Here is a 16812-nt window from a genome sequence, read left to right on the forward strand (position 1 = left end):
GACAGGAGATGTCGGGTTTCGCTGTCATCGTCACCGTGTACGGAGGCCGGACACACCTGACCACCACACCGAGGAGCGGCGTACATGACGGCACAGGCAGCAACGGGGCAGGCGGCAGCGGGGGAGCTGGCCGGGCGGGTGGCGCTGGTCGCCGGGGCGACCCGGGGCGCGGGGCGGGCGATGGCGGTCGAGCTGGGCCGGGCCGGCGCCCTGGTGTACGTGACCGGGCGGACGACCCGGGAGCGGGTCAGCGAGGTCGGCCGGCCCACGGAGACGATCGAGCAGACCGCGGAGCTGGTGACCGCGGCGGGAGGCACCGGGATCGCCGTACCGACCGACCATCTGGAGCCCGCGCAGGTCAAGGCGCTGATCGAGCGCATCGACCGTGAGCAGGGGCGGCTGGACGTGCTGGTCAACAGCGTCTGGGGCGGCGACCGGCTGATCGAGTTCGACACCAGGCTCTGGGACCTGGATCTGGACAACGCCTTGCGGATGTTCCGCCTGGGCATCGACACCCACGTCATCACCAGCCATTTCGCGCTGCCGCTGCTGATCAGGCGGCCCGGCGGGCTGGTGGTCGAGGTCACCGACGGCACCGCCGCGTTCAACCGCCGCTACCGCGGCAGCCTCTGCTTCGACCTGACGAAGAACGCCCCGCACCGGATCGCCTTCGGCCTCGCCGCCGAGCTGACGGAACACGGCGGCACGGCGGTCTCGCTCACCCCCGGCTTCCTGCGGTCCGAGGAGATGCTGGATCACTTCGGGGTGACGGAGGAGACCTGGCGCGAGGCGGTCGCCCAGGAGCCGCACTTCGCCATCGCCGAGTCGCCGGCCCTGATCGGCCGCGGCGTCCGCGCGCTCGCCGCCGACCCGGAACGGGCGCGCTGGACCGGGCAGTCCCTCTCCAGTGGCCAGCTGGCGAAGGAGTACGGCTTCACCGACACCGACGGCTCCCGCCCGGACTGCTTCGGCTACTTCGAGGACGTGGTCTTCGGCGGCAAGCAGGCCACCGCCGCGGACTACCGGTAGGCCGTGAGCGCGGCGGCCGGGGCGCGCACGGGCGCCGGCCCCGGGGGCGTACGGACACCGGCTCAGGCGTGTGGACAGTGTCCCGGGGGCGTACGGACACCGCTCCGGGTGTAGTACGGATCCGGCTCTACGCGTACAGGGCAGCCGTGCGCCGGGCGGCCGCCGCGAAGCGCTCCCGCAGTGCCGGGGGGTGGAGTACCTCGCCCTCCGGCCCGAGCCCCAGCAGCTGGGCGTAGGCGACCTCGGCGGACTCCACGGCGAGCCGGACGGTCAGCCGGCCCTGCGCGTCGGGGCCGTCGCCGGACCGGGCCGCGTCGATCGCCTCCTCGGCGGCCGCGCGCTCGGTGACGTGCGGCAGCCGGCGCACCCCGTGGGTGGAGAGCCGGACCACCACCTCCTCGCGCAGGAGCGAGCGGGCGAACTGCGCGGCCCGCTCCGCCCAGAAGGCGGGCAGGTCGAACGCCTCGTCCCGGATGAACCGCCCGCCGCCCGTGGGGCCCTCCGCGCCGTCCTCTCCGCCGCCCTCTCCGCCGTCCGGGACCTCCATGGCGGTGAACCGGTCGACGCGGTAGACCCGGAAGTCCCCCTGCGCACGCGCCGCCAGATACCACACGCCCGCCTTCAGGACCAGGCCGTACGGCTCCAACTGCCGCTCCACCTCGATGTCCTTGCGGAGGTAGCGGGCGGTGATCCGGCGGTCGTCCCAGACCGCGCCGGCGACGGCGGGCAGCAGGGCCGGGGTCCGGGGCTCCTGATACCAGGCGGGCGCGTCGAGGTGGAACCGCTGGGCGGCGCCCGTCGCGGCGTCCCGCAGCTCGGGCAGCAGTGCGGCGGAGACCTTCAGACGGGCGGCCGACGCGGCGTCCGCGAGGCCCATCTCGCGCAGCGCGGACGGCACTCCGGACAGGAAGAGGGCCTCCGCCTCGCTGCGGCCGAGGCCGGTGAGGCGGGTGCGGTAGCCGCCGATGAGGCGGTAGCCGCCGGACCGGCCGCGGTCCGCGTAGACGGGCACCCCGGCCTCGGAGAGGGAGAGCACGTCCCGCGCGACCGTACGCTCGGACACCTCCAGCTCCTGCGCCAGCTCGGGGCCCGTCATCGACGGCCGCGCCTGGAGCAGCAACACCATCTTGATCAGCCGTGCAGCACGCATGCCGTCATCATCCCGCCACCCACTGACAACGCGGGGGCCGCGGTGCGCGGCGCCGAGGCGGGCGTGCGAAGAAGGAAGGCCCGGCCGAAGTCAGGGCGTGACCGGCCGGGCCAGTGGGTTCCCGTGCGGAGGCTCCGGGCGCGGGTAGGTCGCCCCCGCACGGGAGTCGGTGGCCCCGGAGTGGCGGGCGGCCCCGGTGTCGGCCGGGGCCGCCCGTCTCTCACAGGGCGTGGTGGCGGCTGCGCCTCACCGGACGCGGGCCCGCCGAGCGCTCACAGCCCGTAGCGCTCCTTCGCCTCCTTGACCGTCTCCGCCTTGACCTCGCCGCGGCGGGCCAGGGCGGCCAGGGACTGGACGACGACGGACTGGGCGTCCACACCGAAGTGGCGGCGGGCCGCCTCGCGGGTGTCGGAGAGGCCGAAGCCGTCGGTCCCGATGGAGGTCCAGTCCTGCTCGACCCACGGCGCGATCTGGTCCGGGACGGCCCGCATCCAGTCGCTCACCGCGACGACCGGGCCGGGCGCACCGGCCAGCGCACGGGTGACGTACGGGATGCGGTCCTCGCCGTCCAGGCGGGCGGCGTCGCACTCCAGGGCGTCCCGGCGCAGCTCGCCCCAGGAGGTCGCGGACCACACGTCGGCGGCCACGTCCCAGTCCTCGGCGAGGAGCCGCTGCGCCTCCAGGGCCCAGTGGATCGCGGTACCGGAGGCCAGCAGCTGGGCGCGCGGGCTCTCGGAGGTCGCGTCGGCGGCCTCCTTGAAGCGGTAGAGGCCCTTGAGGATGCCCTCTTCGACGCCCTCGGGCATGGCGGGCTGCTGCTTGGGCTCGTTGTAGACGGTGAGGTAGTAGAAGACGTCCTCAGGGTTCTCGCCGTACATCCGGCGCAGACCGTCCTTGACGATCACCGCGATCTCGTACGCGAAGGCCGGGTCGTAGTTGAGCGACGCCGGGTTCGTGGACGCGATCAGGTGCGAGTGACCGTCGGCGTGCTGGAGGCCCTCACCGGTCAGGGTCGTACGGCCCGCGGTGGCGCCGACGATGAAGCCCTTGCCGAGCTGGTCGGCGAGCTGCCACATCTGGTCCGCGGTGCGCTGCCAGCCGAACATCGAGTAGAAGATGTAGAAGGGGATCATCGGCTCGCCGTGGGTCGCGTACGACGTGGCGGCGGCGATGAAGTCGGCCATGGCGCCGGCCTCGGTGATCCCCTCGTTGAGGATCTGGCCGTCGGTGGCCTCCTTGTAGTACATCAGCTGGTCGCGGTCGACCGGCTCGTACGTCTGGCCCTTCGGCGAGTAGATGCCGGCCGAGGGGAACAGCGACTCCATACCGAAGGTACGGGCCTCGTCCGGGACGATCGGCACCCAGCGGCGGCCGGTCTCCTTGTCCCGCATCAGGTCCTTGACCAGGCGGACGAAGGCCATGGTGGTGGCCATCTCCTGCTTGCCGGACCCCTTGTACAGGGCCTTGAAGGCGCGCTCCTCGGGCTGGGGCAGCGCGGCCGAGGCGTGCAGGCGGCGGGCCGGGGCCGGGCCGCCGAGCGCGGCGCGGCGCTCCTGGAGGTAGCGGACCTCGGGGGAGTCGGCTCCCGGGTGGCCGTACGGCACCAGGTCCTCGTCCAGCTTGGCGTCCGGGATGGGAAGGTCGAGCAGATCGCGCATCGCGCGGAACTCCTTGCCCGAGAGCTTCTTCATCTGGTGGTTGGCGTTCTTGGACTCGAATCCGGGGCCGAGGGTGTAGCCCTTGACGGTCTGGGCCAGGATCACGGTCGGCGCGCCCTTGAACTCGACGGCGGCCTTGTACGCCGCGTACACCTTGCGGGCCTCGTGGCCGCCGCGGGAGGTGTGGAAGCACTCGGAGATCTTCGCGTCGGTCAGCACCTTCGCCATCTCGACGAGGGCCGGCTCGGCGCCGAAGAAGTGCTCGCGGATGTAGGCCACATCGCGGGTGGCGTACGTCTGGAACTGCGCGTCCGGCACCTGGCGCAGGCGGCGGACCAGCGCGCCGGTGGTGTCGAGCTGGAAGAGCTCGTCCCAGGCGGAGCCCCACAGCGACTTGACGACGTTCCAGCCGGCGGCGCGGAACTGCGCCTCCAGCTCCTGAACGATCTTGAAGTTGGCGCGCACCGGGCCGTCCAGGCGCTGGAGGTTGCAGTTGATGACGAAGGTCAGGTTGTCCAGGCCCTCGCGGCCGGCCAGCGCGAGGGCGGCGGTCGACTCGGGCTCGTCCATCTCGCCGTCGCCCAGGAAGGCCCAGACGTGCGAGCCGGCGGTGTCCTTGATGCCGCGGCCCGCCAGGTAGCGGTTGAAACGGGCCTGGTAGATCGCCGACAGCGGGCCGAGGCCCATGGAGACGGTCGGGAACTCCCACAGCCACGGCAGCCGCCGCGGGTGCGGGTAGGAGGGCAGGCCCTTGCCGCCGGACTCCTGGCGGAAGTGGTCGAGGTGGTCCTCGGTGAGGCGGCCGTCGAGGAAGGCGCGGGCGTAGATGCCGGGGGAGGCGTGGCCCTGGATGTAGAGCTGGTCGCCGCTGCCGTCGCCCTCCTTGCCGCGGAAGAAGTGCTGGAAGCCGGTCTCGTACAGCCAGGCCGCGGACGCGAAGGTCGCGATGTGGCCGCCGACGCCGAACCGCGAGCCGCGGGTGACCATCGCCGCCGCGTTCCAGCGGTTCCAGGCGGTGATCCGGGCCTCCATCGCCTCGTCGCCCGGGAAGGCCGGCTCGGCGGAGGTCGGGATGGTGTTGACGTAGTCCGTCTCCAGGGGCGCGAGCCCGGGGGCACCGTTGTGCTCCAGCGCGCGGCGCATCAGATACGCGGCGCGATGCGGGCCCGCTGCCTTGGTGACGGCGTCAAGCGACTCGCGCCACTCGGCGGTCTCCTCGGGGTCGCGGTCCGGGAGCTGGTCGAGCTGGCTGTACGGCAGGCGCACGGGGTCGGGCATGGGTGGCCCCTTTCCGGACGGGAGGGAAGCGGGGGTGCCGTCGAAGTCGGGCCCGGCCCGTCGCGTGGACGGTGGGTCTTCGGCGGCACCCCGTGCGAGTTCGGCAGGGTTTCGGCAGGCAGGGTGTCGCGCCCCGACAGAGGACGATACGCCTCTGATCGATGATCGATCAACGCTTCGGGAACGAAAAACCGCAGGTCGGCACGGGGTGCCGCATTTCGGGGCACCCCGTGCCAGCCCCGGAGTCCGCCTCCGTTACGCCCCGCGGTCCCTCCCGGACCGTCGGTGCGCGCCGCCCTCAGACCCTCGGTGCGCAGCTCAGCACATGGGTCTTCAGCAACGTCCCGATCTTCGGGTCGCGCCGCCGGAAGGCGTCCACGATCTCCTGGTGGTCCTGGGCGTGCGACCGGGGCTCCGGACTGAACCAGCGGATCGACAGCGTCGTCCACACCTCGATGCCCAGCGACTCCCAGGTGTGCAGCAGCACGGAGTTGCCGGCCGCCCGCACGACCTCCCGGTGGAAGGCCACCGTGTGCCGCACCTGCGCCTCCCCGTCACCGGTCAGATCCGCCTCGCGCAGCGCCGCCACCTCCCGTTCCAGCGCGGCGGTGTCCTCGGCCAGCCGCCCGGCGGCCAGCTCGGCGGCCACCTGCTCCAGCCCGGCCCGCACCGGATAGCTCTCCTTGAGGTCGTCCGCGGTCAGATTCCGCACGCGTACGCCCTTGTTCGGCGCCGACTCGATCAGCTGCAGCGACTCCAGCTCGCGCAGCGCCTCACGCACCGGCGTCTGGCTGACCTCCAGCTCGACCGCGATCCGCCGCTCCACGATCCGCTCGCCCGGCTGCCAGCGGCCGCTGACGATCCCCTCGAGGATGTGCTCGCGAATCTGCTCGCGCAGCGAATGGACGACGGGCGGGGTCATGAGGTGCTCCTTCAGAGCGCACGGCGGGGTGGCGAGGGTGCCATTATCCGGGACGGGCGGGCGGCCCCGGCGGGGAACGGGATCGGCGACGCGCAAAGGGGCCGGCCCCGGCTCGTACGGAATGCTGTACGAACCGGGGCCGGCCCCTTGCTGTCACCTACCGGGGACTGCCGGGACTCAGAGACCGATCTCGGTCTCGAACTCGGCGGCCTCCAGGAACTGCTTGACCGTGGTCAGGTAGCGGGCGGCGTCGGCGCCGTCCACCAGACGGTGGTCGTAGGAGAGCGCGAGGTAGGTCATGTCGCGCACCGCGATGGTCTCGCCGAGGTCCGGGTGGTTGATGACCACCGGGCGCTTGACGGTCGCACCGATGCCCAGGATGCCGACCTGGTTCGGGGGCACGATGACGGTGTCGAACAGGGCGCCGCGCGAACCGGTGTTGCTGATGGTGAAGGTCGCACCGGACAGCTCGTCCGGCGTGATCTTGTTCGCGCGGACCTTGCCCGCCAGGTCCGCCGTCTTACGGGCGATACCGGCGATGTTGAGGTCACCGGCGTCCTTGATGACCGGGGTCATCAGGCCCTTCTCCGAGTCCACCGCGATACCGACGTTCTCGGTGTCGAAGTAGGTGATGGTGCCCTCGTCCTCGTTGATCCGGGCGTTGACGACCGGGTGGGCCTTCAGCGCCTGGACGGCGGCCTTGACGAAGAACGGCATCGGGGAGAGCTTGACGCCCTCACGCTGCGCGAAGGCGTCCTTGGCCTTGTTGCGCATCCGCATGATCGCGGTGATGTCCACCTCGACCACGGAGGTCAGCTGCGCCTGGCCGTGCAGGGCCTTCATCATGTTGTCGCCGATGGCCTTGCGGATGCGCGGCATCTTGACGGTCTGACCGCGCAGCGGCGACGCCTCGATGACCGGAGCCTTGGTGGCGGCGGCCGGGGCGGCGGCCGGAGCCGGCGCGGCGGCCTTCGCGGCCTCGGCGGCGGCGAGGACGTCCTGCTTGCGGATGCGGCCACCGACGCCGGTGCCCTTGACCGCGGCGAGGTCCACGCCGTTCTCCGCGGCGAGCTTGCGCACCAGCGGAGTGACGTAGGCGCCGTCGCCCTCACCGGCGGCCGGCGCCGGAGCGGCAGCGGCCGGCTTGGGGGCCGGAGCAGCCGGAGCCGGAGCCGGCGCGGGGGCCGGAGCCGGCGCGGGCGCCGGGGCGGCAGCGGCCGGCGCCGGGGCGGGCGCGGGGGCCGGAGCCGGCTCGGCGGCGGGGGCCGGGGCGGCCGGGGCCGGAGCGGCGGCCGGAGCCGCGCCCTTGGCACCGATGACGGCGAGCTTGGCGCCGACCTCGGCGGTCTCGTCCTCGCCGACGACGATCTCCAGCAGGGTGCCGGAGGCCGGCGCCGGGATCTCGGTGTCGACCTTGTCGGTGGAGACCTCCAGCAGCGGCTCGTCGGCCGAGACCTCCTCGCCGACCTCCTTCAGCCAGCGGGTGACGGTGCCCTCGGTGACGCTCTCGCCGAGCGCGGGGAGGACGACGTCCGTGCCCTCGGCGCCGCCCGCGGGGGCGGCGGCGGGGGCCGGGGTCTCGGCAGCCGGAGCCGGGGTGGGCTCGGGCTGGGCAGCCGGGGCCGGAGCCTCGGCGGCCGCGGGGGCCGGGGCGGCAGCGGGCGCGCCCGTGCCGTCGTCGATGAGGGCCAGCTCGGCGCCGACCTCCACCGTCTCGTCCTCGGCGACCTTGATGGAGGTCAGCACGCCGGCGGCCGGGGCCGGGATCTCGGTGTCGACCTTGTCGGTCGACACCTCGAGCAGCGGCTCGTCGGCCTCGACGCGCTCACCCTCGGCCTTCAGCCAGCGGGTGACGGTGCCCTCGGTGACGCTCTCGCCGAGCGCCGGCAGGGTTACGGAAACCGCCATGGTTTCGGTTGCTCCTTACGAATGTGCGGATGTGGTCGCGCCCGGGACTGGGGTCAGTCGTGGGAGTGGAGAGGCTTGCCGGCCAGGGCCAGGTGGGCCTCGCCGAGTGCCTCGTTCTGGGTCGGGTGGGCGTGCACCAGCTGGGCAACCTCGGCCGGCAGGGCCTCCCAGTTGTAGATCAGCTGGGCCTCACCGACCTGCTCGCCCATACGGTCACCGACCATGTGGACGCCGACCACTGCACCGTCCTTGACCTGGACGAGCTTGATCTCGCCCGCGGTCTTGAGGATCTTGCTCTTGCCGTTGCCCGCGAGGTTGTACTTCAGGGCGACGACCTTGTCGGCGCCGTACAGCTCCTTGGCCTTGGCCTCGGTGATGCCGACCGAAGCGACCTCGGGGTGGCAGTACGTGACGCGCGGCACGCCGTCGTAGTCGATCGGGACGACGTTCAGACCGGCCAGCCGCTCCGCCACCAGCATGCCCTCGGCGAAGCCGACGTGCGCGAGCTGGAGGGTGGGAACGAGGTCACCGACCGCCGAGATCGTCGGCACGTTGGTCTGCATGTACTCGTCGACCAGGACGTAGCCGCGGTCCGTCGCGACGCCCTGCTCCTCGTAGCCCAGGCCCGCCGAGACCGGTCCGCGACCGATCGCGACCAGCAGCACCTCGGCCTCGAAGGTCTTGCCGTCGGCCAGGGTGACCTTGACGCCGTCCGCGGTGTACTCGGCCTTGTCGAAGAAGGTGCCCAGGTTGAACTTGATGCCGCGCTTGCGGAACGCGCGCTCAAGAAGCTTGGAGGAGTTCTCGTCCTCGACCGGGACGAGGTGCTTGAGGCCCTCGATGATGGTGATGTCGGTGCCGAAGGACTTCCACGCCGAGGCGAACTCGACGCCGATCACGCCGCCGCCCAGGACGATCGCCGACTTCGGCACGCGGTCCAGCTTGAGGGCGTGGTCCGAGGAGATGATGCGGTTGCCGTCGATCTCCAGGCCGGGGAGCGACTTCGGCACGGAGCCGGTCGCCAGCAGGACGTGGCGGCCCTGGACGCGCTGGCCGTTCACGTCGACGGAGGTCGGGGAGGACAGCCGGCCCTCACCCTCGATGTACGTCACCTTGCGGGAGGCGATCAGGCCCTGCAGGCCCTTGTACAGGCCCGAGATGACCTCGTCCTTGTACTTGTGGACCGCCTCGATGTCAATGCCCTCGAAAGTGGCCTTGACACCGAACTGCTCGCTCTCGCGAGCCTGGTCGGCGATCTCACCGGCGTGCAGCAGAGCCTTCGTGGGGATGCAGCCGTTGTGCAGGCAGGTACCGCCGACCTTGCCCTTCTCGATCAGGGCGACGTCCAGGCCCAGCTGCGCCCCGCGCAGGGCAGCGGCGTAACCACCGCTACCGCCTCCGAGGATCACTAGGTCGAAAACGGTGCTGGCGTCGTTCGCCACGTCACGTCCTCCATGCATGGGTACGCCGGAGCCGGTCGTCGATGACCGGACCGCGGCTGTTGTTCGGCCGCTTTAACTTCGGCCCTGGGTAAGGGGGGCCCTGTCCTGCCGAGAACCCATCTTCGCACTTGTTCCACGAAGCCGGGACGGCGGGCCGGGCTCCGGGCGGCCGATCAGCCGCCCGAAGGGGGTTACCGGCGAGTTCGGACGTGCGGATTTCGTTGAGGGCGAACACGCGGTCGTACGCACACCGACGGCCCCGGGCGGTGAGCTCGGGGCCGTACGGGCATATCGGACGAGACGGAACGACCTCAGCCCAGGTCGCCCGCCGCGGTCCGCTCGGCGAGCCGCACCAGGGTGCGGACCGCGGAGCCGGTGCCGCCCTTGGGGGTGTAGCCCCAGGGCGCGCCCTCGTGGAAGGCCGGACCCGCGATGTCCAGGTGCGCCCAGGTGATGCCCTCGCCGACGAACTCCTTCAGGAAGAGCCCGGCGACCAGGCCGCCGCCCATCCGCTCACCCATGTTCGCGATGTCGGCGACCGGCGAGTCCATGCCCTTGCGGAGGTGCTCGGGCATCGGCATCGGCCAGGACTGCTCGCCGACCTCCTCGGCGATCTCGTGGATCGCGGTGCGGAAGGCGTCGTCGTTGGCCATGATCCCGAAGTGGCGGTGGCCCAGTGCCAGCACCATCGCGCCGGTCAGGGTGGCGACGTCCACGATCGCGTCCGGCGACTCCTCCGACGCCCGGGTCAGCGCGTCGGCCAGGACGAGGCGGCCCTCGGCGTCGGTGTTGAGCACCTCGACGGTCTTGCCGCTGTACATCGTCAGCACGTCACCGGGGCGGGTGGCGGACCCGGAGGGCATGTTCTCGGCGAGCGCCAGCCAGCCGGTGACGTTGACCGCCAGGCCCAGCCGGGCCGCGGCCACCACCGCGGCGAAGACCGCGGCGGCACCGCTCATGTCGCACTTCATGGTCTCGTTGTGGCCCGCCGGCTTGAGCGAGATGCCGCCCGAGTCGTAGGTGATGCCCTTGCCGACCAGTGCCAGGGTCTTCTCCGCCTTGGGGTGGGTGTAGGCGATCCGCACCAGCCGCGGCGGGGCCTCCGAGCCCTGGCCGACGCCCAGCAGGCCGCCGTAGCCGCCCTTCTTGAGCGCCTTCTCGTCCAGCACCTCGACCTTGAGGCCGAACTCCTTGGCCGCGGCCTGCGCCTCGGCCGCGAAGGACTTCGGGTCGAGGTCGTTGGACGGCATGTTGATCAGGTCGCGGGCGCGGTTGATCTCCGCGGCGAGCGCCTGGGCCCGCTCGGCGGCGGCCTTGAACTCCTTGTCGCGCGGCTTGGTGCCGAGCAGTGCGACCTCCGCCAGCGGCGCCGACTTGGCGTCGTTCTTCTTGCCGCCCTTGGCGTTCTGCCCGTTGCCGTTGCTGCGGTACGCGGTGAAGGTGTACGCGCCGAGCAGCGCGCCCTCGCTCACCGCGGCGGCCGCCTCGGCGTCCTCGACCGGCAGCGCGAAGCCGGCCTTCTTGCTGCCGGTCAGCGCACGGGCGGCACTGCCCGCGGCGCGCCGCAGCGCCTCGTTGTCGTACGCCTCGTCCTTGGCCGGGGCGTCGCCCAGGCCGACCGCCAGCACGACCGGCGCCTTGAGGCCGTCGGCGGCGGGCAGCTTGGTCACCTCGCCCTCGGCACCGCTCGCGCCGAGGGTCTCCAGCACACCGGCGAGCTTGCCGCCGAACGCCTTGTCCACGGCCTCCGCGCCGGGGGCGACAACGACGCCCTTGGCGCCCTTTGCCACGCCGACGACGAGGGCATCCGCACGCACCGTTGCGGCGGAGGAAGTACTGAGGGTCAGTGCAGTCACGGTGATGAGAGTCCTGTTCCGTCCGGGAATCCGTTTTTGCGCCCTGGGCGCTGCTGCGGCTGAGCCTACGCTCGGCGGCGCGGTCAGGCCCGGCCTGCCGCAGTACCGGTTACCGGCCCGGTGTCTCCCGGGCCCCCGCCGCCCGTGTCCTGTGACTCCAACTCACCCGGGAATCAGGCGAGTTGGGATGATCCCGGGCCGGGAGCGTCTTTCCGGCCCCGGGCAGACATCCGCTAGCCGAGCGTCAGCACGACCAGCGCGGCGAGCCCCGCGGTCTCCGCCAGCGCGCCGAACACGTCCCCGGTCACCCCGCCGAACCGCCGCCGGCAGTGCCCCAGCAGCAACTCGCCGGTACCCAGCCCGAGCAGCGCCGCCAGCCCGGCGTGCAGCGCGCCGTACGCGCCGAAGGCGGCACCCGCGGCCGCGCACCCCGCGGCCACCAGCCCGGCACACAGCGCCGCCGCCGGCACCGGGACGGTGCCCGCGACCGCCGCGCCCAGCCCCTCCGGCCGGGCCGCCGGCACCCCTGCGCGGGACGCCAGGGTCAGCGCGCCGCGCCCGGTGACCGCCGCGACCACCGCGGCCAGCGCGCCGTACGCCCAGCCCTGGCCGTACAGCGCGGCCAGCGCGGCCACTTGGGCCAGCAGGGCGAAGAGCAGCGTGACGACCCCGAACGGGCCGATGTCGGACTGCTTCATGATGCGCAGCGCGTCCTCGGCGGGCTTGCCGCTGCCCAGGCCGTCGGCGGTGTCCGCGAGCCCGTCCAGATGCAGTCCGCGGGTGAGCACCGCCGGCACCACGGCGGAGCCGACCGCGGCGAGCAGCGGGCCCCCGCCGAGCAGCAGCAGCCCCCCGCCGAGCGCCGCCGCGCCCAGCCCGACGGCCAGCCCGGCCAGCGGCGCGCAGAGCATTCCGCCGCGCGCCGCGTCCCGGTCCCAGCGGGTGACGCGTACCGGCAGCACGGTCAGCGTCCCGAAGGCGAAGCGCAGGGCGTCGAGGGGGGCCGGGGGAGCGGGGGTGTCGTTCACCGCGGCAGGTTATCCGGGCGCCCGCGGCGTTTGGCTCCCGCCCCCACCCGACCGGAGAGGGCCTAATGGTTCCGGTATGTCCTGTTGCCCGCGTGCGACGAGGTGCCGCGCGCGGGCGGCGTGAGGTCTGTCGATGAACGGGAGCGGGCGGATGGGTCACTGGTGGTACCGCAACATCGTCGAGCCGGAGAAGCTGCCGCTGCTGCTCGCCCTGGCCTCCTTCGTGCTGACCTTCCTGATCACCCGGGCCATCACCCGGCTCATCCGCGCCGGCCGGGGGCCGTTCCGCAACATCACCCCCGGCGGCGTCCACGTCCACCACGTCGTGCCCGGCGTGGCGCTCATGGTCGTCGGCGGCTTCATCGCCATCGCCGGCGGCCGGACCGGCTTCGGTGCCGGCGTCGCGGCGGTGCTCTTCGGGATGGGCGTCGGCCTCGTCCTGGACGAGTTCGCGCTGATCCTCCACCTGGACGACGTCTACTGGACCGAGGACGGGACCAAGAGCGTCGAGATCGTCATCCTCACCGTCGCCCTGGTCGCCCTGATCCTGGGCGGCTTCCTGCCGTTCGGCGTCAACGAGCTCAGCCCGGACGAGACCGACGACCGCCTCACCGTCATCCGGACGGTGGCGGTCAACTTCCTGTTCGCGCTGGTCGCCCTGACGAAGGGCAAGGGCCGGATCGCGGTGATCGGGGTCTTCGTGCCGTTCGTCGCGCTCTTCGGCGCCGTCCGGCTGGCCCGGCCGCACTCGCCCTGGGCCAGGCGCTTCTACCGCAAGAGGCCGAAGGCGCGGGCCCGTTCCCGGGTCCGCGCCTATCGTCACGACCGCCGCTGGTCGGCCCTGCGCCGCAGGGTCGAGCACCTCATCGGGGGCGCCCCCAGCCGCTGACGTGCGCGTCCCGCGGCTTGGCCGGACGCCACACCTCCCACAGCCCGGACAGCGCCAGCACCGCCAGGATCGCCGCGACATGCTCCTTGCCCGCCAGGTTGTTCTTGATGAAGAACACCTCCAGCAGCATCGACAGCGCCACCAGCGCGCAGGTGAACCACGCCCGGTAGCGCCAGCAGATGAACACCGCCAGCCCCACCACCGCCGCCGACGGGCCGGTGTCGATCACGTACTTGTCCGAGTCGGCCAGCCCCAGCGGACTCTGCGGGCCGATCCAGATGCCGATCCGGGCGTACATCGTCCCGGCGAGCGTCGCCAGGTACGCGACCAGCAGCGTCTGCCGCCAGCCCACACAGATCTCCGCGATCCCGAAGACGATCAGGATCTGCGCCAGGGCGCCCCACACCGGCAGGTCCAGCGCGGGCACGAACAGCGACAGCGGGGTGCGCAGCAGCGCCAGCCACAGGTGCTCCCACGCCTGGACGGAGCCGATGTCCTGCACCGCCTGGTAGCCCCAGGGCTGGTTCTGCACGAACTGGAACACCAGGGTGAGGCACACCGCGGCGAGCGTCACCGGGATCGCCCGCAGCTTCGCCACGGCCAGCGCGGACCGTACCGTACGCAGGAGAGGCCCCCACTCGGCACGTGCGGCGCGGCGCAGAACGGGCATCCCCTGCCGTCCTGCCCCAGCCTCGGTCATCTCACGTTCTCCAGGTGCTTGCGGTTCAGCCACTTGGGCAGACCAGGTGCTTCCAGAAAGCCTTCCGCGCGGGCGGAGGCGAGGCCGATCCGCACCAGATCCGTGCTCTTCTCGAAAAGCAGGTAGCGGGGCTCCCAGATCGGCCGGTATTTCGCATTGGCGCGATAGAGCGATTCGATCTGCCACCACCTGGAGAAGAAGCTGAGCAGCGAGCGCCACAGGCGCAGCACCGGGCCCGCGCCGAGCCGCGATCCGCGTTCGAAGACGGAACGGAACATCGCGAAGTTCAGCGAGAGCTGAGTGACCTCCACCTCTTTCGCGCGCTGGATCAGCTCCAGGACCATGAACTCCATGAGGCCGTTCTCGGAGTTGCGGTCCCGCCGCATCAGGTCCAGCGACAGGCCCTTCGCGCCCCACGGCACGAAGCTGAGCACCGCCCGCAGCTCACCGTTCCCGTCCGAGCACTCCAGCATCACGCAGCGCCCGTCACCCGGGTCGCCGAGCCGCCCCAGCGCCATCGAGAAGCCGCGCTCGGTCTCCCCGTCGCGCCAGTCGTCGGCCAGCCGCAGCAGCCGGTCCATCTCCTCCGCGGGAATGTCTTCGTGCCGCCGGATGCGGACCGTGTAGCCGGCCCGCTCGATGCGGTTGTACGCCTGCCGTACGGTGCGCATCGCCCGGCCGGCGAGGGTGAACTCCTCGGTCTCCACGATGGCTTCGTCGCCCAGTTCCAGGGCGTCCAGCCCGTGCCGGGCGTAGATCGTGCCGCCCTCCTCGCTCGCGCCCATCACGGCCGGTGCCCAGCCGTGCTCCCGGGCCTCGGCCAGCCACACCTCGATCGCCCCGGGCCACGCCTCCGGGTCGCCCAGCGGGTCGCCGGAGGCCAGCGACACCCCGCCCACGACGCGGTAGGTGACCGCCGCCTTGCCGCTGGGGGAGAACAGCACGCTCTTGTCGCGGCGCAGCGCGAAGTAGCCCAGCGAATCGCGGTCCCCGTGCCGGGCGAGCAGCGCGCGCAGCCGCTCCTCGTCGTCCTCGGTGATCGCCTCGGTGCTGCGGACGGAGCGGAACGCCGCCCACAACACGGCCACCAGCAGCAGCGCGCTCAGCACGTTGATCGTGACGTTGACCCAGTTCGGGGTGTCGATGCCCGGGAAGCGCTGGTCGTCGGCGGCCAGCGACACCAGCCGCATCAGGCCGTAGCGCCAGCGCTGCACGAACGTCGACGAGGCGTCCTGCGCGGTGTTCGTGACGGTCACCAGCAGCGCCGCGAGCAGCGAGGTGACCAGCAGCCCGCCGACCGCCACCGCGGCCGCCAGCTTCGGGTTCGAGCGGTCGCCCTTGGCGTAGAACTCCCGGCGCCCGACGACCAGCGCGGCCGCGAACACCACCGTCAGCGCCAGCGACACCCAGTTCTGCACGTGCGCGCGGAATTCCGGGGCCGCCACCAGCGAGAACGCGAACAGCAGCGCCAGCAGTCCGGACAGCACCAGATTGAGGATCCACGCCGCCCGCTTGCGCCGCCGCAGCGTGACCGACAGGAAAAGCGAGAAGGCGGCGGACGCGAACCCCGCCGTGAGCAGATACGGAGTGAAGTACTCCGCGATGTTGTGCCGGCGGATGTCATTGCCGAACGACACCGATACCGCGCTCAGCAGATTGATGAATGTGACCGTGCGCAAATACCAGATGCCGAATGCGGCACCGCGCTGTGACCAGCGGCCGCGGGGGCGGTCCTCGTGGCCTTCGTCCCGACTCAAGCGATGTCTCCCATAAAACGTGTAAAGCGCGATCTTATGGGGCGCCGCCGGTGATCCGGTACGGGCGTGAGGCAGCGGGCGCCCCGGTCCCGGAGCGCCCGGCCGAGCGCTACTGGTTGCGGCCGGCCGCGTTCGGCCGGCGCCGCGTCAGTCGCGTACGGGCAGTTCTGCCGCCAGGGCCGCGGCGGCCTGCACCAATGGCAGGGCCAGCAACGCCCCCGTCCCCTCACCAGCAGTGACGCCGTGGTCGAGGAGAGGGTTGAGCGCGATCCGGTCCAGCGCCTTGGCCTGGGCCGGCTCACCGCTGGCCTGACCGGCCAGCCACCAGTCCGGCGCCCGGAACGCCACCCGCTGCGCCACCAGCGCACAGGCCGCCGAGACCACTCCGTCCAGGATCACCGGCGTCCGGCGCACCGCGCTCTGCAGCAGGAACGCGGTCATCGCGGTCAGATCCGCGCCGCCGACCGTCGCCAGCAGCTCCAGCTGGTCACCCAGCACCGGGCGGGCCCGGCGCAGCGCGTCCCGGATCGCCGCGCACTTGCGCATCCACGCGAGATCGTCGATCGGGGCCCCGCCCCGGCCGGTGACCACCGAGGCGTCCGTCCCGCACAGCGCGGCGATCAGCGTGCTCGCGGCGGTCGTCCCGCCGACGCTCAGATCGCCCAGCACCACCACGTCCGTGCCGGCGTCCGCCTCCTCGTCCGCGAGCGCCATCCCGGCCCGGAACGCCGCCTCGGCCTCCTCGGCCGTCAGCGCGTCCTCGATGTCGATCCGGCCGCTGCCGCGCCGCACCCGGTGCCGGGTGACCTCCTCCGGGAGGTCCGCCGGGTCGCAGTCCACCGACATGTCCACCACCCGCACCTGGGCCCCCGCGCCGCGCGCCAGCACCGCCGCCGGGCTCGCGCCGTCCAGCACGGCCCGTACGAGGTCCTTGGTGCCGCCGGCAGGACGGGCCGAGACGCCCAGCTCCGCCACGCCGTGGTCGCCCGCGAACAGCACCACCCGCGGCCGCTCCAGGGGCCGCACCGGCACCTGCTGCTGCGCGCCGGCCAGCCACTCGCCCAGCTCGTCGAGCCGGCCCAGCGCCCCGGGCGGCACGGCCAGCCGCGCCCGCCGCTCCTCGGCGTCACGGCGCACACCGCCGTCGGGGCGCTCGATCAGGTTGGCGAAGTCATCGAGGTTCAGGGCGCTCATT

General features: G+C 72.4%; 12 protein-coding genes. 2 read left to right on the top strand and 10 right to left on the bottom strand.

The features are described 5' to 3' along the window. The first annotated feature begins 84 nt into the window (after nucleotides 1-84). A complete protein-coding gene (locus OO62_RS30145) occupies nucleotides 85-1029 on the top strand; it encodes an SDR family oxidoreductase (protein WP_051733732.1) in 945 nt (314 codons plus the stop codon). A 127-nt stretch (nucleotides 1030-1156) separates the two neighbouring features. Here OO62_RS30145 and OO62_RS30150 read toward each other — a convergent pair whose 3' ends face one another. From OO62_RS30150 to OO62_RS30180, 7 genes are all read right to left on the bottom strand, one after another. Further along, a complete protein-coding gene (locus OO62_RS30150) occupies nucleotides 1157-2179 on the bottom strand; it encodes a helix-turn-helix transcriptional regulator (RefSeq protein ID WP_033270809.1) in 1023 nt (340 codons plus the stop codon). A gap of 272 nt (nucleotides 2180-2451) precedes the next feature. Then, a complete protein-coding gene (aceE, locus tag OO62_RS30155; protein ID WP_033270810.1) occupies nucleotides 2452-5115 on the bottom strand; it encodes a pyruvate dehydrogenase (acetyl-transferring), homodimeric type in 2664 nt (887 codons plus the stop codon). Between the two features lie 298 nt (nucleotides 5116-5413). Beyond that, complete coding sequence (locus OO62_RS30160; protein WP_033270895.1) at nucleotides 5414-6037, bottom strand: GntR family transcriptional regulator; 624 nt, start codon at nucleotides 6035-6037, stop codon at nucleotides 5414-5416. Between the two features lie 177 nt (nucleotides 6038-6214). Continuing rightward, a complete protein-coding gene (gene sucB, locus OO62_RS30165) occupies nucleotides 6215-7945 on the bottom strand; it encodes a 2-oxoglutarate dehydrogenase, E2 component, dihydrolipoamide succinyltransferase (RefSeq protein WP_033270811.1) in 1731 nt (576 codons plus the stop codon). Nucleotides 7946-7998: 53 nt separating this feature from the next. Then, entirely contained in the window at nucleotides 7999-9387 is a 1389-nt protein-coding gene (gene lpdA, locus OO62_RS30170; protein WP_033270812.1) for a dihydrolipoyl dehydrogenase, read from the bottom strand. Between the two features lie 311 nt (nucleotides 9388-9698). Further along, entirely contained in the window at nucleotides 9699-11243 is a 1545-nt protein-coding gene (locus OO62_RS30175) for a leucyl aminopeptidase (protein WP_033270813.1), read from the bottom strand. Between the two features lie 233 nt (nucleotides 11244-11476). Beyond that, nucleotides 11477-12271 (bottom strand): adenosylcobinamide-GDP ribazoletransferase, encoded by a 795-nt coding sequence (locus tag OO62_RS30180; RefSeq protein WP_033270814.1) that lies wholly within the window; start codon nucleotides 12269-12271, stop codon nucleotides 11477-11479. Nucleotides 12272-12422: 151 nt separating this feature from the next. Here OO62_RS30180 and OO62_RS30185 point away from each other — a divergent pair, with 151 nt between their 5' ends. Next, the gene (locus tag OO62_RS30185; RefSeq protein ID WP_033270815.1) at nucleotides 12423-13160 is read left to right on the top strand and encodes a membrane protein; all 738 of its coding nucleotides are present in this window, start codon (nucleotides 12423-12425) and stop codon (nucleotides 13158-13160) included. Here OO62_RS30185 and OO62_RS40250 read toward each other — a convergent pair. The 3 genes from OO62_RS40250 to cobT all read right to left on the bottom strand — a co-directional run bounded on the left by OO62_RS40250 (nucleotide 13135) and on the right by cobT (nucleotide 16811). Beyond that, nucleotides 13135-13830, bottom strand: a complete 696-nt coding sequence (locus tag OO62_RS40250) for a hypothetical protein (protein ID WP_157850174.1) — start codon at nucleotides 13828-13830, stop codon at nucleotides 13135-13137. The genes OO62_RS30185 and OO62_RS40250 overlap by 26 nt on opposite strands. Before the next feature lie 26 nt (nucleotides 13831-13856). Further along, nucleotides 13857-15617, bottom strand: a complete 1761-nt coding sequence (locus OO62_RS30195) for a phosphatidylglycerol lysyltransferase domain-containing protein (RefSeq protein WP_033270817.1) — start codon at nucleotides 15615-15617, stop codon at nucleotides 13857-13859. 147 nt (nucleotides 15618-15764) lie between these two features. Beyond that, nucleotides 15765-16811, bottom strand: coding sequence for a nicotinate-nucleotide--dimethylbenzimidazole phosphoribosyltransferase (gene cobT, locus OO62_RS30200; RefSeq protein WP_033270818.1), 1047 nt, complete (start codon nucleotides 16809-16811; stop codon nucleotides 15765-15767). Nucleotide 16812: the final 1 nt, after the last annotated feature.

This window comes from Streptomyces lydicus (genome assembly GCF_000717345.1).
Taxonomy (GTDB): domain Bacteria; phylum Actinomycetota; class Actinomycetes; order Streptomycetales; family Streptomycetaceae; genus Streptomyces; species Streptomyces lydicus.